Annotated in this window: 12 protein-coding genes; 7 read left to right on the plus strand and 5 right to left on the minus strand. The window is 34.3% G+C overall.

Going from position 1 to position 18,560, the window contains the following annotated elements:
* The first annotated feature begins 443 nt into the window (after positions 1–443).
* Together PQO00_RS12875 and PQO00_RS12880 are read left to right on the plus strand one after the other, a co-directional pair.
* Entirely contained in the window at positions 444–1,289 is an 846-nt protein-coding gene (locus PQO00_RS12875; protein ID WP_274185251.1) for a pseudouridine synthase, read from the plus strand.
* Positions 1,290–1,911: 622 nt separating this feature from the next.
* A complete protein-coding gene (locus PQO00_RS12880) occupies positions 1,912–2,283 on the plus strand; it encodes a hypothetical protein (protein WP_274185252.1) in 372 nt (123 codons plus the stop codon).
* 382 nt (positions 2,284–2,665) lie between these two features.
* On the opposite strand, the gene PQO00_RS12885 is transcribed toward PQO00_RS12880, so the two are convergent.
* Positions 2,666–3,439, minus strand: a complete 774-nt coding sequence (locus PQO00_RS12885; RefSeq protein ID WP_274185253.1) for an HAD-IIA family hydrolase — start codon at positions 3,437–3,439, stop codon at positions 2,666–2,668.
* A 1,521-nt stretch (positions 3,440–4,960) separates the two neighbouring features.
* Between PQO00_RS12885 and PQO00_RS12890 the strand changes: the two genes are divergently transcribed.
* The gene (locus PQO00_RS12890) at positions 4,961–6,787 is read left to right on the plus strand and encodes a hypothetical protein (RefSeq protein WP_274185254.1); all 1,827 of its coding nucleotides are present in this window, start codon (positions 4,961–4,963) and stop codon (positions 6,785–6,787) included.
* Positions 6,788–6,818: 31 nt separating this feature from the next.
* Positions 6,819–10,394: a hypothetical protein gene (locus tag PQO00_RS12895; protein ID WP_274185255.1), complete on the plus strand. Its 3,576-nt coding sequence runs from the start codon at positions 6,819–6,821 to the stop codon at positions 10,392–10,394.
* Positions 10,395–10,735: 341 nt separating this feature from the next.
* Here PQO00_RS12895 and PQO00_RS12900 read toward each other — a convergent pair whose 3' ends face one another.
* The 3 genes from PQO00_RS12900 to PQO00_RS12910 are packed head-to-tail and all read right to left on the minus strand — an operon-like array spanning position 10,736 to position 13,641.
* Positions 10,736–11,461, minus strand: a complete 726-nt coding sequence (locus PQO00_RS12900) for a LytTR family DNA-binding domain-containing protein (protein ID WP_274185256.1) — start codon at positions 11,459–11,461, stop codon at positions 10,736–10,738.
* A complete protein-coding gene (locus PQO00_RS12905; RefSeq protein WP_274185257.1) occupies positions 11,442–13,169 on the minus strand; it encodes a tetratricopeptide repeat-containing sensor histidine kinase in 1,728 nt (575 codons plus the stop codon). Before PQO00_RS12905 ends, PQO00_RS12900 begins: the two co-directional genes overlap by 20 nt.
* A gap of 16 nt (positions 13,170–13,185) precedes the next feature.
* Positions 13,186–13,641: a hypothetical protein gene (locus PQO00_RS12910; RefSeq protein ID WP_274185258.1), complete on the minus strand. Its 456-nt coding sequence runs from the start codon at positions 13,639–13,641 to the stop codon at positions 13,186–13,188.
* Positions 13,642–14,655: 1,014 nt separating this feature from the next.
* Between PQO00_RS12910 and PQO00_RS12915 the strand changes: the two genes are divergently transcribed.
* From PQO00_RS12915 to PQO00_RS12925, 3 genes are all read left to right on the plus strand, one after another.
* Positions 14,656–15,933 (plus strand): IS4 family transposase, encoded by a 1,278-nt coding sequence (locus PQO00_RS12915; RefSeq protein WP_274185279.1) that lies wholly within the window; start codon positions 14,656–14,658, stop codon positions 15,931–15,933.
* A gap of 663 nt (positions 15,934–16,596) precedes the next feature.
* Entirely contained in the window at positions 16,597–16,884 is a 288-nt protein-coding gene (locus tag PQO00_RS12920) for a hypothetical protein (protein WP_274185259.1), read from the plus strand.
* A 25-nt stretch (positions 16,885–16,909) separates the two neighbouring features.
* Positions 16,910–17,134, plus strand: coding sequence for a hypothetical protein (locus PQO00_RS12925; RefSeq protein ID WP_274185260.1), 225 nt, complete (start codon positions 16,910–16,912; stop codon positions 17,132–17,134).
* Here PQO00_RS12925 and PQO00_RS12930 read toward each other — a convergent pair.
* Positions 17,104–18,552, minus strand: coding sequence for a mannosyltransferase (locus tag PQO00_RS12930; RefSeq protein ID WP_274185261.1), 1,449 nt, complete (start codon positions 18,550–18,552; stop codon positions 17,104–17,106). The genes PQO00_RS12925 and PQO00_RS12930 overlap by 31 nt on opposite strands.
* Positions 18,553–18,560: the final 8 nt, after the last annotated feature.

Genomic DNA, 18,560 nt, shown 5'->3' on the forward strand with positions numbered 1-18,560 from the left:
GTCTGTCCGGCTAGGTAGGTATAGTTAGTTTCGAGAAATTCTTTTATTAAAGGAAGTTGTATGGCAGGACTGGCTGGTATATGGATGGTTGAACTTATTTCATATGAGAAGGGGATATAGCTATACAAACGACCGATTTTATATGGGTAGCTCAAGGTGGTTGGTCAATTTTACGATCCCCCCCCAATGGGAGTTCAAATAATGTTCGGGGACCTGTTAATACAGGTGATGCCCTGGGCATGAATGATACATTTTTCTGGTTTATGGATGCTAATAAACGAGTAGGGTTAAAGTAAAAGTATATTTAAAAATGGTCACCTCATTCATGTGGTGGCCATTTCTATAAGGAGGTGATATGCTACGTTATTTTTATAAAGGAGTTTTTGGTATTTTGTTGATTGAAAGCTGTTAGCCTTTCTGTATCTTTGCAAAAAAATAGAGTAATGAGTAAGCAACAAGGTGGGCAAAGAAAAGGAAAGTCTTCGGTTAGAGGTAATAAAAAAGACGCCAAGAGAAGTTTTGCGAAAGGACATGCACCTTTTAGAAAGAACGACACTCAGCAAAATAAAAAACCATCTAACCCTAACGAAATTAGATTGAACAAGTATGTAGCTAATTCTGGAATGTGCTCTCGTAGGGAAGCCGATGTCCATATTGCTACTGGCTTAGTTTCTGTAAACGGAAAGGTGATTACAGAAATGGGATACAAAGTTAAAATAGATGATGAGGTTCGTTATGATGGTGCCCGTATTAACCCAGAAAAAAAAGCTTATGTATTGCTCAATAAACCAAAGGGTTTTGCGACGACAACCAGTGAAGGGAAAGGTAGAACAGTTATGGACTTAGTTGCCAATGCAACAACTTCCAGAATAAAGCCCATCGGTCGTTTGGGTAGAAACTCTAAAGGTTTATTACTATTCACCAATGATGATACTATTGTAGATAAGTTTACAAACTCTAAAAATGGCGTGCCCCGTTTATTTCATATAGAATTAAATAAAAACTTAAAGCTGGAAGATTTAAAAAAGATCCAGGCAGGTTTTAAGGTAGAAGGGAAATTAATTGCTGTTGAAGAGATTAGTTATATCGATGGGGCTTCAAAAAAAGAAATAGGGCTTAAAATTAAAAATACAGGAAACACCATTATTCGTACCATATTTGACTATTTAAAGTACGAGGTTGAAAATTTGGATTGTGTTGCCATTGGTCACCTTACCAAAAAAGATATTCCCCGTGGGTCATGGAAGCATCTTACAGTGCAGGAATTGAATACTTTAAAAATGCTTTAAAAGAGCTAAAATGTCATATTAAGTCTATAATGATTTTTATATGAATGGTTTGTGAATTATAATAAGAACAAATAAAATTTACATTATCTTTTTATTGTGCATTATTTGTGGACACACAGTAGTTGAGTAGAAGCGGGGATGAATTTTTCGACCTCAGGAGGAAAAGAAAGGGGTGTTTGACGAATTAAACATGTAAGAAAGAACACTTAAAAAAAACAAACCCTCCGTCTGTATGTTACCACATACAGCCACCTCTCTTTTTAGCTAAAAAGGGAGGAACCCGTCTCGGACAAGCCTTTGGTACAAAGTAGAAACTAATTAACAACAAGGAGTGATTATTTGTATTATTTGTGGGTACACCGTAGCTGCCAGAGGTAGGAATGGCTAAAATTCATTTATGTTACTTTTATTGAAATTCATTTAAAATATTTAATCCGGATTCATCGACTTTGTTAATCTTTAGTTAAAAGCCGTTTTGTAAAATCTAAAAAGAAATGTTGAGGCGTATTTAGTAATATAATGACTAATAATGGTTTTAGACGTAAAACTGTTAGTGTATTATGAACTTAACCGGCAGGTTAGCTCCTGTAATTATTTTATTTTAATTTTAAATTTTATCAAAATGAGAACAAAGCTTTTATTTATGTTATGTTGTTTTACGATGATGTTTTTTACATTATCAAGTTTTAAGGCAGAAGGGCCTTTAAATGAAGTGCAATTGAGTATTCAAGATTCCAAGGAAGTGGAAGCTGTTTACGATGGTTACAAGGACAGTACTTATGATTTTACGATTCAAAGCAATGGTGAAACATATACTCTGTCTTTTCAGAAAGTTGATGATGCTGTTTTAAAGGATTTCGATTTAAGCTCTCAAACTTTAGTTGGTACAAGTTTTAAGGTGACTTTTACAACCGAAGTTGTAGTAAATAAGGATGCTGATGGTATGGATGTAGAAACAGAGGTTCATACAATTACCAAATTAGAAAAGCTGTAAACGAAAAGCATATATAATGTAAGCTGCCCTATTTGGGCAGTCATGGTCGGAAGATTTTTTTCTTCCGACTTTTTTTGTTTTTTAGAGTTTAATAATTTTGTTTTAATTCATTGATTTAGATGATTCAGCAGAATTTTTTAATATAATCTTTGAATTAAATACTAACAAAAAAAGAAAAAGAAGCGTTGACAGCTTATATGATGTGCCTATAAAGATATTTTAATTTTTTAGTATAAAAAAATACAATCAATAATCTGAAGTATTATCGAAACCTAAATATTAAAAATAAAACTACTTGTATTTCTATTTAATACAGGTAGTTTTATATAGTTTCTCTGGTATCTTATACTAAAAAACAGTGCTAAATAATTAAAAAATTCATCTAGTTTAGCTCAGGTAAGTCCATAAGGCTATAAATACTTGGAATGACCTTATCGGGATGATAAGCGAAATTATTAAGGTCTTCTTTTTTCGTACCTCCTGAAAGAACAAGTATAGATCTATACCCCATTTCTACTCCACCGATGATATCTGTTTCCATAGTATCTCCAACCATAAATGTTTTTTCTGTTCTCACTCCCAATTCTTTCCTTGCTTCTCTAAACATAATAGGACTTGGTTTCCCCATGGAGAATGCTTTTTTTCCGGTAGCTGTTTCCAGCATGGCAACAATAGCTCCGCAACCTGGTCTTATTCCATCTGCTACAGGGCAATTAGGATCTAAATTTGTAGCAATTAATTTTGCTCCCTTCATAATCATTTTTGTAGCTGCTTCTATCATATTCATATTAAAAGAAGTTCCTTCTCCAACAATTACGTAATCTGGATCTGAATCACAGTTTGCTATGTTATTGTCGTGCAAAGCATTCATAAGTCCAGAATCTCCAATGACATATGCACTAGCGTTTGGTTTTTGTTTGGCAAGAAACCTTGCAGTGGCAGTGGCACATGTAAATACATTAGATTCGGATACATCAATTCCCATTTTGCTCAATTTTAATTGCACATCTCTTCTCGAACGCTGTGAATTGTTTGTGATGAATAGAAAGGGGATTTTTTTTTCTTGTAGTTTTTTGATAAATAAATCTGCTCCCTTAATTAACTCTTTTCCTTTATAGATGACACCATCCATATCTAATAAAAATCCTATATCCATTATGTTTGTTTTATGCCACAAAACTAGTATTAATTGAAAGTCTTAAAAACATCAAAACTTGCAAAATTATGTGATATATTAACCTTATACCAAATAAACTTCAAAACAACTGGTTAAATCCGTTTAGCTCACTATCTTTTATTTTTATAATAGGTGTTCATGAATCTTCGATTTCGATTTCCTTTAAATTTCAATAAAAAACATAACCATAACTAGATGTCATTAAGTTAAGGGAATTTGTTCTTTATTTGTCACATTGATTGTACTTCGTCTGCCTGCCCGTCCGGCAGCTACGGAGTACCCACAAATCATGATCTTCTGTCGCGGCCACAGATAAAAAGAACTCGTCTTATGTCCCTTGCTTTCAGTATAGGTTTGCCGTACCAGCCTCGCATACCGCTTTTTATAGAGCGCTCAGGTCTCTCTGCTAGCTGTTGGAAAAATACCATAGGGCTGTCCCCGACCTTTCGGAAGGGGACCGAGCGTTTAAAAATAGTCCGGGGGACTATTTTAGCGTAGGTGCCAGACTGCGCGAAGGACTAAAAAGCTTCGAGGAACAGGAGCATTGGCGTTGGACATTGCGGTGGAGCGACGCGAAGTTTTGGGCCCGGTTCTTCTCTGGCGACAGCATGAGAAGAAATCCCTCTCGAAAGGGCGTCTTTTCTTTTGTTACTTTTCTTTGGACAAGCAAAGAAAAGTAAGTAAAAAAGGAAATAAGCTTTTGTTCTTTATATTGAAAAAAAATGTGGGTACACCGTAGGTCCGGCAGGCGGGCGCTCAGCAAAAACTAAAGTCGAAATGCTAATAAAAACTAGAACTCCAATAGGTCTTCGACTGCGCTCAGACTGACATTACGGCCTTAACTTAATGACATTGAACTAGGCTATGCATATGTTTTTTATCTCATCTAAAGAAAATATAATTCAAATTTATTACCAATCATTTTGAAATTCATTTGGTATAATTTAAGATGATTTACAGGGTTTCCTATAAAAAGATATTGAATTTGTTTGAAAAAAGAGATTTGGCAAAACGTGTTATTTTGATACACCACCATTTACGCTCACACACACACTTTGCACACTCACAAGTATATACACGACGCTTAATACATATTTTTAAAAAGCTGTTATTAAATTCTTCAACTTTGGCATGTGAAAACAATACTAGGTATATTAAAATCAAGGTAATATAAATAATTTTTGATGCCATATGTGTATAGTAATGAGGTGTTTAACATAATCGCAAACAATATATTTGGTTGAGTAGCTACTATCATTTTTTTGCAAATAAATAATTTCTTGAAATCAACTATCCCTGCCTTTGCCGGCAGGCAGGCTCGAGGCAGAGCTATAGAGGTATTTCGTTGGTTTTATACCCAATCCCTGCCTCGCCGGCAGGCAGGAAGTTGAGCACAAAGTTTTGACCAAAAAAGATCAAAAAACAAAAATTCTGTATTTGGATTCCCTTAAAACGGGAATAACAACTTAAGGATTAAGTCTAATTTATAAAACTAATAATATGAGTGCAGTTCAATCTGATTTATCAGCAAGCAAGTATGGATACGATATGGTCGTAGGTACAACACAAGCGTCTATTAACGCTACGATGAAACAATTTTTATTAAAATTTGATGGTCAAGAATTTGTGAAAATTTATGTATACAAAAAGGATGTTCCTGAAGGGGAAAGTCATTTTGTTGAAACAGACTATAATGCTTATAAAGCAATATTGGGTTTTGATCCTTTTGATGTTCCTAACGATGCGCCAATGAACGATGAAAGAGTTAAAAAGTTAATTGCTAATTTTTTCGCTTTCGGATTCAAAACAAAAATGGGATTACCAACTACTTTCCCGCTTTCTTCTTTACCAAATATTATAGAGTTAGACAAAGGAAGCTCTTCGGTATCGTATCATCTTTTCTGTAAAGAATTTCAAGTTGTTGATTTAAGGACCGGAGGATATGACGGAGGAAGTTGGAACAACTTATCCCAAGAAGGTGAAGATGCTCCTTGGGTATTTGGCTTTACGGTAGATTTAGATTTATACGGAAATGATAGCGCCTTTTCTCATTTACCAGAAGATGTACAAAGCCAAGTTAAAAACCTTTGCCCAGGATCTATGTTTAGCGTACAGCAATTATACTTAGATCTAAATACTGCTGGATTAGAATCTACGCCAGAGATTAAAAATCTTGACCCAACGAGTGATGTGTACATTTATTTAACAAAAATATTCTTAAACAAGTATTTTAAGAATATGCAAGACAACAGTAAGTCTGAGATAAATCCAGATGGTAACTATTTATTAGGATATTCTATAAAACCTTCTTGTACAGGAGACTCATCTTCTATTGCTCCTACAGACTTAAACTTTATGGTTTCTCCATATTTAGATGACAAAGGGAATGCCACTAAAGAGTATGAAATGTATACCTTAAATTGGTTAGTGATGACAGAATACAACAAGATGCCTGCACCTGTTCAATTTGAATGGAACTGGGTAGATAAAGTAAATAAATCTGAATATCATGGAGCAATGGCTATTAAAAAAGGAATATTTACTAATTTCCTTAGCACGGTATTATCTCCAACACTAAATTCAGCTTGTATTATTCCTAACTGCAATGTACATGCAAACTTTATATCTGTAAAGTTCAAATGGGGATGGAAAAGGGAAACAAGACCACAATTTTATCAAGTTGTAAATGATGGGACTTCTAAGATCTTAACCTATAATTTTTCTAGGAAATCTCATTCCAGTGATACTCATATTCCAAATTGGGGAAATATAGACTACAATTATAACCTTAAAACAGATGTTTATTTAGAGGGTACAACAATTAGAACTGTTACTACGGCAACAGTATGGTTGCACGTAAACGGTGGTTGGGGAATAGTTGTTGAAGGAAATTGTTCAAAGTATAAATCTACCGTAGTATACACTATTGGGGTAAATAGCTATGGGAATTTAACCGTTAAAGGATCGGCTCCAAAAATTGTAGATCAATCTGATCGTATGGATTCAAGTGCTTGGGCAAAAATTGCAACTTTAGGCTTTATTGACAAATTAATAAAGACTATGAAAAATACAACTCAAGGCTGGATGAACAATTTTATGACTGGTCATCAAAATAGAATAGAAAGCATGTTAAACGGATCTGGAATTTGGGTGTTTCCAGGAAGTCAAACATTTGTATTTAAGAATGCTAAGTTCTCAAATAGCCAAGATTTGGTTTCGGATGTCACTTATGTAGAACCATCAACTAAAATGATAGCTAAAAGATCTGCTCTTAAAGCTGCTGCAACTGCGGCTGCTACAATTAAAACCCCAGAAACTGTATCGTAAATATATTTCCTATAACTTAATTCTAAATAATATGAATATTAAAATTAATGCTTCATCAGAATTGATGGAGAATAATAAGCAGGCAGACATTATGTCTCCTCAAAAAGCTTTTCAAGCACTTCAAACCAAAGAGGGGCACTCATTATTTTTCTCTATAGGAACAGATAATGTTCTTTACTTAACAAGAGAAGTACCTGGTTCTGAAAGTGGATGGGTAAAAACAGATTTATCTTCTTGCTTAAGTGAATTTAATGGCGGTATAAAAATAGCAGTAAAAACATTTAAAGTTGGTCAAAATATAGCTACTAATAATATAGATATTATTATAGCAATTAAAGGCGAAAATCAAGATTATATTTATACCGCTTTAAATCTTGTTAACGAAGATGTTACTTGGGCTTCAGATCTTATTTGGTCTATACAAGCATATGATGATAAGTCTCATCCCCATCCAAAAGTTGAAGTAAGTGATATATACATTGCAGAAAGCACCAATACAGAGTATATTGTCGTAGACATTCTTAAGGATTCCCGTAATTCCAATACATTTGTAAATAGATACTACCTTGACCCAAGTAAGAAAAATACTGGCCAGGTATGGAATGAACATGATTTATCTGCCGATTTAAATGCCTATAAAATTTCTAGTTGCCTTGGAAAAAAATCAGATCAATTGGTTGAAGGTATCTATACCATGGGACAAATTAATACGCTCACAGAATTAATTTATACACCTTTATACAATGTATTTAACCCTGCGATACCTGCAAATCCAATTAGGTTAGCCTTACCTACTGGAGCAAGTGCCATGGCTTCGGTAAAAAATAACCCTGATGGAACTGCTTTATTTGTTTCTGGAGACAAAGCATTACACTATTTTCCTTATAACAAGCAAGAAGATGGAGATGTTGGTCAAGTTATCTTAGAAAATGATCTTTTCTTAAACGTTACAGAATTGCATGCAAATGCAAATAATTTGGACATTGTTGTTTGGGGACTTAACAAACAAGGACAAGTTTTTTATACAAAGTGTCCTATAGGATGGGAAACAGAACCAACAGCTTGGTCTACTCCAATTCCTATCTTAACAGAAGTAACACAAATTGCAAGCTACTTGAATACTGAAAACTCTAGTAATGTAATTTTTGCACATACAGATGGCACTAACTTAGTAAAACTCATTCAAAACCCTACAACTACCATGTGGGAGCAGAGACATATTACGTTGCCAACAACAAATGTTAATGATGTATTGTCTTTTAATACCTACACGACTCATATACAGGTATCAAGAGAAGATAATTTAGTAGCAAGTAATCAACGTGTTGATATTACAGCAACTAGTCCTGTATCGGTATACATTAATAATAAATTTACTATTCTCTCACCAGCTGTTCCTCACCAAGTTATTACAGACGAAACAGGAACTATAACGATACTCCAAGAAACTCAAGAAATTGGAGGCGTATGCTATAACCTTCAACTAGCAGGTGCTCCAGATACCGTTAGTGTGAATCCAATGGTAAAAATGATGAACATTATGGAAAGCATCAAATCTGGAGAAGATCTTGGTAATGTAACTGTTACCAATGCAGATGGCTCTACTCAGAAACTAGTTTCTAGTAATATTTCTGCTGAAGACAAAGCATCTACGGCTCAAGCAATTCAACAATTTGTAGCGGCTTCAAAAAATGTTCCTCAAGACGGAAACGTTCACGGAAGAGCCAAAACAAGACATGCTGTTCTTATGTCTTATAATGCTAGTAATTTTGTAGCTACAGACAATACAATCTGGGGCATGTCTTTTAATATCAATGGTTCTTCATATCATTCTGGTGAAGACGCATTATCGCATTTTGGCATCCAAAAAAACAACCAAACAGATAAGTTTGCACTTCGCTCTGCAACTGTTCAAACAGATGATATTGGACATGCTATTGTTGCAGAAGCTGGAGATATCTTTAAATGGATTAAACATACTTTAAACGATGTAAAAAACTTCTTTGTACAAGTGATTGATGGAGTGGCTAACTTCTTTATTACTATTGGAGAAGAATTATACACTTTTGTCTTAGACTGCTACCATACTATAGTAAGTGCTGTAGAATTTGTTTTCAACAAGATTAAGGTATTTGTTGAAGATTTAATTAAGTGGATTGGGTTCTTATTTAAGTGGGGAGACATTATAAGAACACATAATGTTTTAAAAAATGTGTTTAAAAGAGGTATCGAGAATTCTGTAAATCAAGTAGATGATCTTAAAGAGCATGTGAACCTTATATTTGATAATCTTCAAAGCCGTATAGATAGCTTGGCTGGACTTGAAACAATAACAGGTAGTCTTTCTGAAAAATCCGCAGCTGTAGGAAGCTGCCCTGGAAAAGACGACCCCCAATCTAACTACGGAACGTATCATCTAAATAATGGTGCAGCAAAATCTACAACCAATACAAGTATAATCAATGGCGTAACAAATCAATTAGAAGACCTTTTAAATACCTTGGCTTCTGCAATTGAAACAGAAGGAGACATTTTTGAAAATGCTTTCAATACTTTTAAGACGCAAGTCATTAATCAGGTAGATACCTTACCAATTGGTGAAATTATAAAAAGAAGTATCGCTATTATAGGAAATATTTTAATTGAGAGCGTAGAAAGCCTAGTAGATACTGCCTTAGATATTATTAAGATTTTAATGCAAGGTGTATTAGACATTTTAGATGCTAAGATTGAAATACCTGTATTATCTTGGTTGTATAAGAAAATTACAGGAAACGATCTGTCTTTATTAGATGTTGTATGTTTAGCACTTGCCATTCCTGCAACACTATTGTATAAAGTTTTTAAAGATGAAGCACCATTTCCAGATAACGCAACTACAAGTGCGTTAATTTCTGCATCTTCTTGGAGTCAATTACAAGATGTACTAAACCCTTCAGTAAGTAATGCCACACAGGCAAGAAAACTTGCAGAAACAAATATTACTAAAACGCAATCTACCGATGATGATCTAACTCCGCTTCAAGAAGGCTTTATATTAGCCCTGAGGCTTACTGCCTTTTGTAGTAGTTTTGTTTTTATTGGTTTAAACATAGCAAAAAAAACAGCACCAGATTCTAAATCGGTTTCTATATTACACGGTATTTGCTTCTATACAACAACAGCACCAAATTTTGCCGCAGGTTTAATTAAAAGCACAAAGCAACGCTGGGATAAAGTAATGAACGAAGTAATCTATGGTATAACTGTTATAGAAAAGCTTGTAGATGTATTTACATACAGACAAAATACCGACCCTAAAATGAAAGTTTGGGCAAATGCTACCAAATTTATTGACTGTACTTTAGGGGTCGCTGGTCTAATAACATCATTTGCTCCTTTAGGCTATAGTACTACATCACAAAGTGTAACAGGTGCCATTACGACTGCTTTTTGGAATTTAAATAGAATTGCGTCACCATTTGCAAAGAATCCCGAAATATTTACAATAAAAATGGGATTAATTGGGTACTACGGTATGGGTCAGTCTATTCAATGTCTTTTAATGGCAGGTGGCAAACAGGCTGATAATAATAGTGCAAAAAGTGAAGCTAATTTAGTTTTATAATCATTAGTGTCCGACTAAAGCCGTAAGGCCGCTTCGCTATTAGAACCAAGAACAAAGACTTGATTGTAATTAACAGGCAAACTGGGGCACCTCTATTGTTTTACTTCCTGAAACCTAAATATTTCTTGATAGTTTTACTGGTATTAAAAGCAAGGAGAGGGTGTCTAAAAAGTCTTTATAATTTGATTTGTCAGGTTGAGTACTTCGGCTTCGCTCAGTACAGGCTCTGTCGAAACCGATATTGATTATCAGTAAGTTAAAAATATTTCGACAAGCTCAATATGACATCGAACTTACTTTTTAGACACCCTCTTTCTTTTAAAACTTAACTTTATCCCACATTATTTAAAAAGATTCATAGTCTTTAAAATTTGACTTTTAAAACGATGGCTTAGGGTTATTTTTTCACCATTTTCCATAATAACCAAATTGTCCTGTAAATAAATATGCTCGATCATATCTATATTTACTACATAGCTGCGGTGTACTTGTATAAATAATGGTTTTAAGGTTTGATCCAATAATTTTTGTAATGAAACCTTGATCAAATATTTTTGGTCTGCGGTAACCAAATTACAATAATTAGCATCGGTTTCTACGTATATTACTTCCTTTATATTTACTTTAGAAATGATTTTATCGGACTTCACAAAAATATAATCCTGAAGTATTACGCCATTAGTAGTTGCAAATGCTGCAGGTTGCCGGGTAAATTCCTCAAAAGCTAATTCTATGGCATATTGTAGCTCTAAGGGGTTAAAAGGTTTTATTAAATAAGAACTAGGTTCAGTATATTTAGCACATTCAAAAACGGTTCTATCCATACTACTGGTTAAAAATATGATAGGTTTTTTGGGGATTAACGCATTAATGCTATTGGCTAAATTGATTCCTTTGGGCATTCCATCAATAAAAATATCTAAAATAGCAATATCAAAAGAAACATTATTTATCATTTCTAGACTATCCTCAATAGTATTAGCTACAATGAGATCGTAATTTCCACAAATTGTTGTTTTTAAACGATCTATATCTTCTTGATTGTCTTCAAACAGAAATATATTCATCTTGATGGCTTTTTCTTAAAGAAAGTGAGATCTGGATATAAGAGGACGTTTCAAAAACTTCAAAAACACCTCCATTTTTTATAGCAAATTCTTTACATAACTGATGTCCTAACCCTGTAGAGTTAAAAGGCCCCGAGACATTTGAACTTGTTTTTTTATCCAGAACTGGATTCTCTATTATTAAAAGGATACTTTCGTTATCTTCTTTGGCAGTAATTGTAATGGCTCTTTCTTCTGGGGTATACTTAACGGCATTATCAAAAATATTTCTAAATATAATTTTTAATGTATTATTGTCCCCTGTTACAGTGCAAAATTCTGGTATTTGAATATTAAGATTGAGTTTCTTTAAGGCTATAACTGGTTTAAAATAATACAGTACCTGATCTATCATAGTTTCCAGATGTATCACGGTAAGTTTAAACAAAAGTTTATTCCTATTATTTAATGCCCATTGCAAAGTATTTTCAATCAATAAACTAGTATTAGAAGCAATACTGTAACATGCCTGTATCTCTTTATCAAGGTATCGTTGCTCTTTACTGTCTTTTGTACTTAAAGCTAGTAATTTATTGCTTAAAAAATATACAGGGGTTTTTAGATCATGAGAAAGAATAGTTAACAATTTATCTTTGGTTGTATTGAGCGCATCTACCTTCTTTTTTTGAAATGTAATCTTACGGTTCTTTTTTCTGAGTTTTATGCCAAGAAAGAGCACCAAAACAATACCTGCCAAGCTAAAAAATGTAATAACAAAAGCTCCATGACGTTTTAAGCGTTCTTTTGCCAATTTTTCTTCATTCAGTCGTACAGTCAATTCTTTATCTTTTTCTGCTAACTGCCAGATTTTATCCCTGTTCCAAATAGAATCTTTTACTTTTTCAGCTTCTTTTCTGTATTCCAGTGCCTTTTTAAACCGTTTTCTATTCTCTTCTACTATAGCCATATTTAAATAAGCATTTCGTAGCGTTTTAAGATCTTTTGCTTTTTTTGCATACTCCAAACCTTTTTTAAAATACGGAATAGCAATGCTATCTAGATACTGTACATAATATAGATTGCCAATATCCATAGCAGATTTTGCCATGTTTAGGGTGTCTCCGCGTTTCTGGTTTATTGCCAAACTTTCCTGTAAACTCTCTGAGGCTTTAGCGTAAGATTTTAAGTGTAAATAACATATCCCCAAATTATGTAGGTTCACATTCCAATTTATATCATTTTTATTATGGACGGATCTCCATTGTTCTAAAACAGTGACTGCTTTATGAAACTCCTTGAGTTCATAATATAATTGTCCCTGGGTCGCATAAGACTCCTTTACATATAGAATCTCATTGGCATGACCTATTTCAATAGCTTTAGAAATGGCCTTTATGGCTAACGGATATAGTTTTTTTTCTTTAAGAATACGCCCTTTTATAGTATATAACCAAAACTTCGCTTCTGGTTTTTTTATAATATTCCGTCTCAGTAATTCATTACATAATGCAAAAGCCCTGTCTATATTATTTGAAGAGAATGCAATATGTAACCCATGATATGTATCTTTATCATTATAAAAGGTCGTAGATGCTGAGCAATGATAACATTGCTTTTTTAGTTCTTGATCTATCCGGACAATTGCTTGTTTTTCGATTCCAAAAAGGATAAAACTATACATGCCCCCTAAAAGAAAGAGGTATTGTTTTTTTAATGATAGTCTGTGCATCTTAAGAAAAACTAAACTACCTTAGTCCTTCCCATTCAGGGTCGGCAGAGGTCGTTACTGTTCCTCTTGTAGTTTCAACTTTATCATCATCTAGTTTATCATATTCATAGAATGCCCTGATTCCATTTTCACATGCTTCGCTGCTTTTATACTCAATCTGGATTAACCAGATATCTTGTTTTCCTGTCAAAGGTATTTCAGTACTTGCCCACTTTACGGCAATGTTCCTAGCATAAACATCGGTATCTCCAATTTGTTTCACATCTCTAACAAATACATCAAAATCATTAACTTTATCAGGTATCATTGCTATTATTTCTGCACGAAAAGTTTTTTCATTGTTATTAACATCATTCGAACATTTTATAGTAAGCGAAGCAAAAGGATCATCATCATAGTATTCATATATGAAATCTGATTTTAATAGGTACTTCCCACAAGATATTACCTTGTGTATCGGGGCTTTTTTCATAATAAACTTTATATTAGAGTAGTTAAATTCCTCGTAAATATAAAAATTATAATCTTAATCGACATGAGGGCTAACTCTTTTATTTATGTCGATAATTGGTTAAATACATCTATCATAAAATTATGAAACAGCATCGTTTTTTCTAATTTAAAAATATCTGATGAAGAGAAAATTTAGATATAATTAACGTGAGTTCGATGTAATCATAATATTATTAATCTGACTATCAATAATTTAGTCTTGGTTGTCAGGTTGAGCGCAATCCAAAACCCATTTAAATAGCTAGTTTTAATGACCTTTCGGACTGCGCTCAAGGCGACAAATCGCTTTATTAGTGAATTTATTGTTAAAAACTCCCTTGCCTGCCTGTCGGCAGACAGGTTTTAAATCGAACTCACGTTAATTAATTCTTTATTCGACTTATAATAATTGACTGCGTAGCATAAACTTCGTCAAAACCTCCATATTTAATGAGGTGTTTTTAGTTCTCAGCAAACTATTCTCGCTTCTCTCTCTACAAAATATATTTTGTAGTTCAGTAATGCTCGAACGGACAAAAACTAGTCTTTTAGATAGTAGTGGTCAGAATTTCTTCCAACCACGACTACCTATTTGGGTAGCTTTTTTTTGAATACAACTTAAAAAATGAGAGCATCTTTACTTTTTCTATTTCCTAAAACTTATCTCGGGAAGCTACGGTGTACTCACATCATTTAAGGAACTATATTTTGTCCGCAGTTCACTTAAAGGGATCAGCCAATAGCTTTCACGACAGATAAGTGTTATTATACAGTAAGTCATTATAATTGAACCGACTCCCCACTTCAACAGAACTACCGTGTGTACACAAATATTGAATTATATTTATGATAAAAAAACAGACAAGATAATGCAAACAGAACCGATCAAGGATTCGATAGACTTTACCGGCCATTTACCCGACCAGCGGTTGGTAAAAAGGGGGCTACATTATTAAACTCGATAATAAGAGGGAAGAGTAGTACCATCCGGCATATATCCAGAGATTATGCAGAACAGCGAGCCAATTATAGATTCTTAAACAATCCCAAAGTGGAAGAACAAGCACTTATATCAGAATGCACCTCCCGATTAAAAGCTCACTGTAAGGGGCGTCATCTTTTAGTAATTCAGGACGGAACAGAGTTTGATTTCACAAAACATTCAGGCAGGTTACAACCCGGCACAGGCCTTGGCCCAGTAAGAATCAGTAACCATACGGGCTTTTTTCTACACCCTAGTTTAGTGTTGGACGCACATACCCTTACACCCCTTGGTTTTTCCCATATAGAGCTATGGCATCGCGACAAAGACAATGGCACCAGGCATAGCAGGCAATACCATAAACTTCCCATAGAAGAGAAAGAGTCCTATAAATGGATAAGCAGTAGCGAAGCCTCAAAGCAAAACCTTGCAGAATCAGATGCCATTACCATTATCCAAGACAGAGAAGGAGACATATATGAGCAGTTTGCCTTGATACCAGATGATAAGACCCATCTTTTAGTGCGTGCGAGCACAAATCGAAAACTGGCTTCTGGCACAGATAAATTATTTGATCACTTAAAGAAGTTACAGCCACAGGCAACCTACACCATTGCCATTGATGAAGACGTGCGCAACAACAGAAAGGCCAGACAATCAGACATGGAAATCAGGTATGAGCAAGTAGAAATCAAACGGCCCGGGAAGTGCCGTAGCCATCTTCCAAAAACACTGAGCCTCTACATCATAGAAGCTAAAGAATCAGAGAAAACAGTGCCAAAAGGAGAAGCCCCTGTCTGTTGGAGGCTATGGACAACCCATACCATAGAAACGGTAGACCAGGCAAAGGCAATCATAGATTGGTACGGTTGCCGCTGGTTTATAGAACAGGTTTTTAGATTAATGAAAAAGAAGGGCTTTGCCATAGAGAGCAGCGAACTAGAAACTGGATGGGCCATACGCAAACTAGCAATACTGATTCTGCAGGGTGTTTTGAAGATATGCCAGATGATGGTTGCCTATGAAAATGAAGAAAGCCAGCCTATTACAGAAGTCTTTGAGGCCCAAGAGATAGCGTGCTTGGAAAAGCTCAATGAAAAGCTGGAAGGAAATACAGAAAAAACCCAGAACCCTTATGCTGGAGACAGGTTAAGTTGGGCCACATGGATTATCGCCCGATTGGGAGGTTGGAACGGGTACAGGTCGGAGAGGCCGCCCGGCCCCATAACCTTTAAGAATGGGCTGGATGAATTTAACTCCATATATAAAGGATGGCTTCTACTAAACTGAGATATGTACACACGGTAGTTCAACAGAAGAGGGGATGAATTTTTCGACGCCAGGAGGAAAAGAAAGGGGCGTTTGACAAATTAAACAAGAAAAGAACACTTAAAAAAACAAACCCTCCGTCTGTATGTTACCACATACAGCCACCTCCCTTTTTTGCTAAAAAGGGAGGAACACGTCTCGGACAAGCCGTTGGTACAAAGTAGAAACTAATTAACTTGGTGTGATTATTTGTGGGTACACCGTAGCCCTGGCAGGTAGGATATACGATCTTGTTTTTGATTAAAGACAAAAAGTCAAGATGAATTCTATACATTGAAATTAGTTCCAAAATTTTTTATAAAAATAATTTTAAAAAAACTTTAAATTAAATTTTTTATATTTCATTTGTAGTAGCATTTAGCTGAGTATCATGAAATATGTTTACATGTTCGGGCTTTTGAAAGTTAGGAAGTCAAATTTAAAAGCAGCTTATAGGATAAGCAATCGAATCTCAGAACTAGCTTCCTTTTATTCTAGAATATCTACCCTATATAGATACAGGTTTTTGTTGCGTATTTTAGAGCGAAAATACTCACTTAAATTTGTTTATTTAAATCAAATTCTGAAATTAATTTGTATATTAACACTAACAAAGGAAATTAAAACTTAACCGATTTTAAGAAAATGAAACGAATTATTGTTGACTATCAGAAGCTTAATAAAGATATTTTAAATCTTTTAGTTGAAAAATTTCCAGATGGATATGATGATGATCATATCATTTCCTTTAGAAATGCACACAACGATTTAATTGAAGCTGTTGAAGTAAAAACCGAGGATACCATCTATTTAGTTAAAGTAGGGACGCGTTTAGCAAAAGCTATGGCAGATTTTGGAGATGATGATGAAGATGATGATACCGATACTACAACCCCATTAATACCAGATACAGATTTTGGAGAAGAAGAGTAATACTTATCTATTAAATTATTTGTAAATGGAAACAGCAATTTTTCAACAATATAAAGACGGTTATTATACGTTTTTGTTTGATGATGGAGTTCAGTTAGATTTTGAAGAAATTCATCCCAAAGCACTTTATCATTACGATTTAAAAAATGACAATTCTTATATAGGTAAATCCTTTAAGTTATCTTTTATAGAGGTGTTTGATGATACCGATCAAGCCATTTATAGAATCGAACGTTTAAAATTAGTTTGAGAGCCATTCTTTTTTAGAAGCGTTTCCCAAATAAAGACGCCGTAAACAATAAGGTATTCTAAACCAATAACCCACAAGTTTTCAGATTTGTCTGCTTTATTAAGGTTTATATAGGATAAATAGCTTAATATAATGACAAAGCTCCAAACCAATGGGAATTTATATTTTGTAAATATTGATAACATTAAAAGGGTTGCTACATACCACGGATGGACAGTAGTGGCGGTAAAGTAGTAAAAAGATAACACCAATAGCATCGTAGTTATAAGTTCAACAGGTGTTTTGTTTTTCCTGAAAAAAGCCATTGTTAAAACGAACAGCACAACAATAATTGGGGTTATCTTACCAATAATGGCAATTTCGTTATAGCCTCTAAATAAGTATCCAATTTCCCTGGCTACGTAATAAATACTAGCATTAAATTCAAAATTTTGAAACCATAGACCGACCGTCTGAGCATAATTATTTATAAATTCCAATGAGTAAAAAGGTACAAATAGGAGTAGGGTAGTTATGGCCGTTATAATGTAAAATCCGATTAGTTTTGTTAGTCCAGCGTAGACAGAGCCCCGTTTTTTATCATCACGAGATTTCTCGTCGCTTCGCTCTATCGAAATGACATTACGTTTCATAAACCACTTAAAAAACAGAGGCAAAAATATTAGCGGAATTAATTTAACGGAAATCGATAATGCTAAAACAATGGCCGCCCATTGCCATTTACCAGCGTATAATAAATACAAACTCCAGATAAGGAAAAATATCATAACCCCTTCAAAGTGCAGGTTTCCTGTGAGCTCAATAATTATAAATGGATTTAAAATACACCAAAAGATATTATGAGCAGGAATATGGAGTTTATTAAGTAGCTTTTTGCCAAAATAAAGGGTGCCAAAATCGGCAGCAATAATAATAAGCCTTAAGCCAATAACGGCATTTAAAATGCTTTTCCCCGGAAAGAGATTGGCAATTACAAAACAAAGTTGATTGATTGGTGGGTAATTAGTGAAGTGACTTGCATTTAGAGCTCCCATGCCCACATATAGTTCCTGAGCTTGAGCTACAGGAAACTCCCCTTTGTTTATAAACGATTCTACAGTATATAAATAGGGGTTAATGCCCTCTAAAATCATACGGCCATCCCAAATAAAACGATAAAAATCCTGGGATAAATTGGGAATAGCTAAAATAAAGATCGTTCGAAATCCAAAAGCAATCCATGTTAAAAGCGAGAGGTTATGTTTTAGAATTTGAACCAATTTGTAGAATAGAAAAAACAAAGCAACATATAACATAATAAGCTTTGTATAGTCTGTTCTGATTAAATGGTAGGCAAAAGTTATATAAAATAGCACACATAATACCGTAAGTAATAATGGTGTTCTATTTAGTTTGAAAAAAGTCGAGCTTAAAAGCATGTACCAAA

Source organism: Flavivirga sp. 57AJ16 (assembly GCF_028736925.1).
In the GTDB taxonomy this organism is placed as follows: Bacteria; Bacteroidota; Bacteroidia; order Flavobacteriales; family Flavobacteriaceae; genus Flavivirga.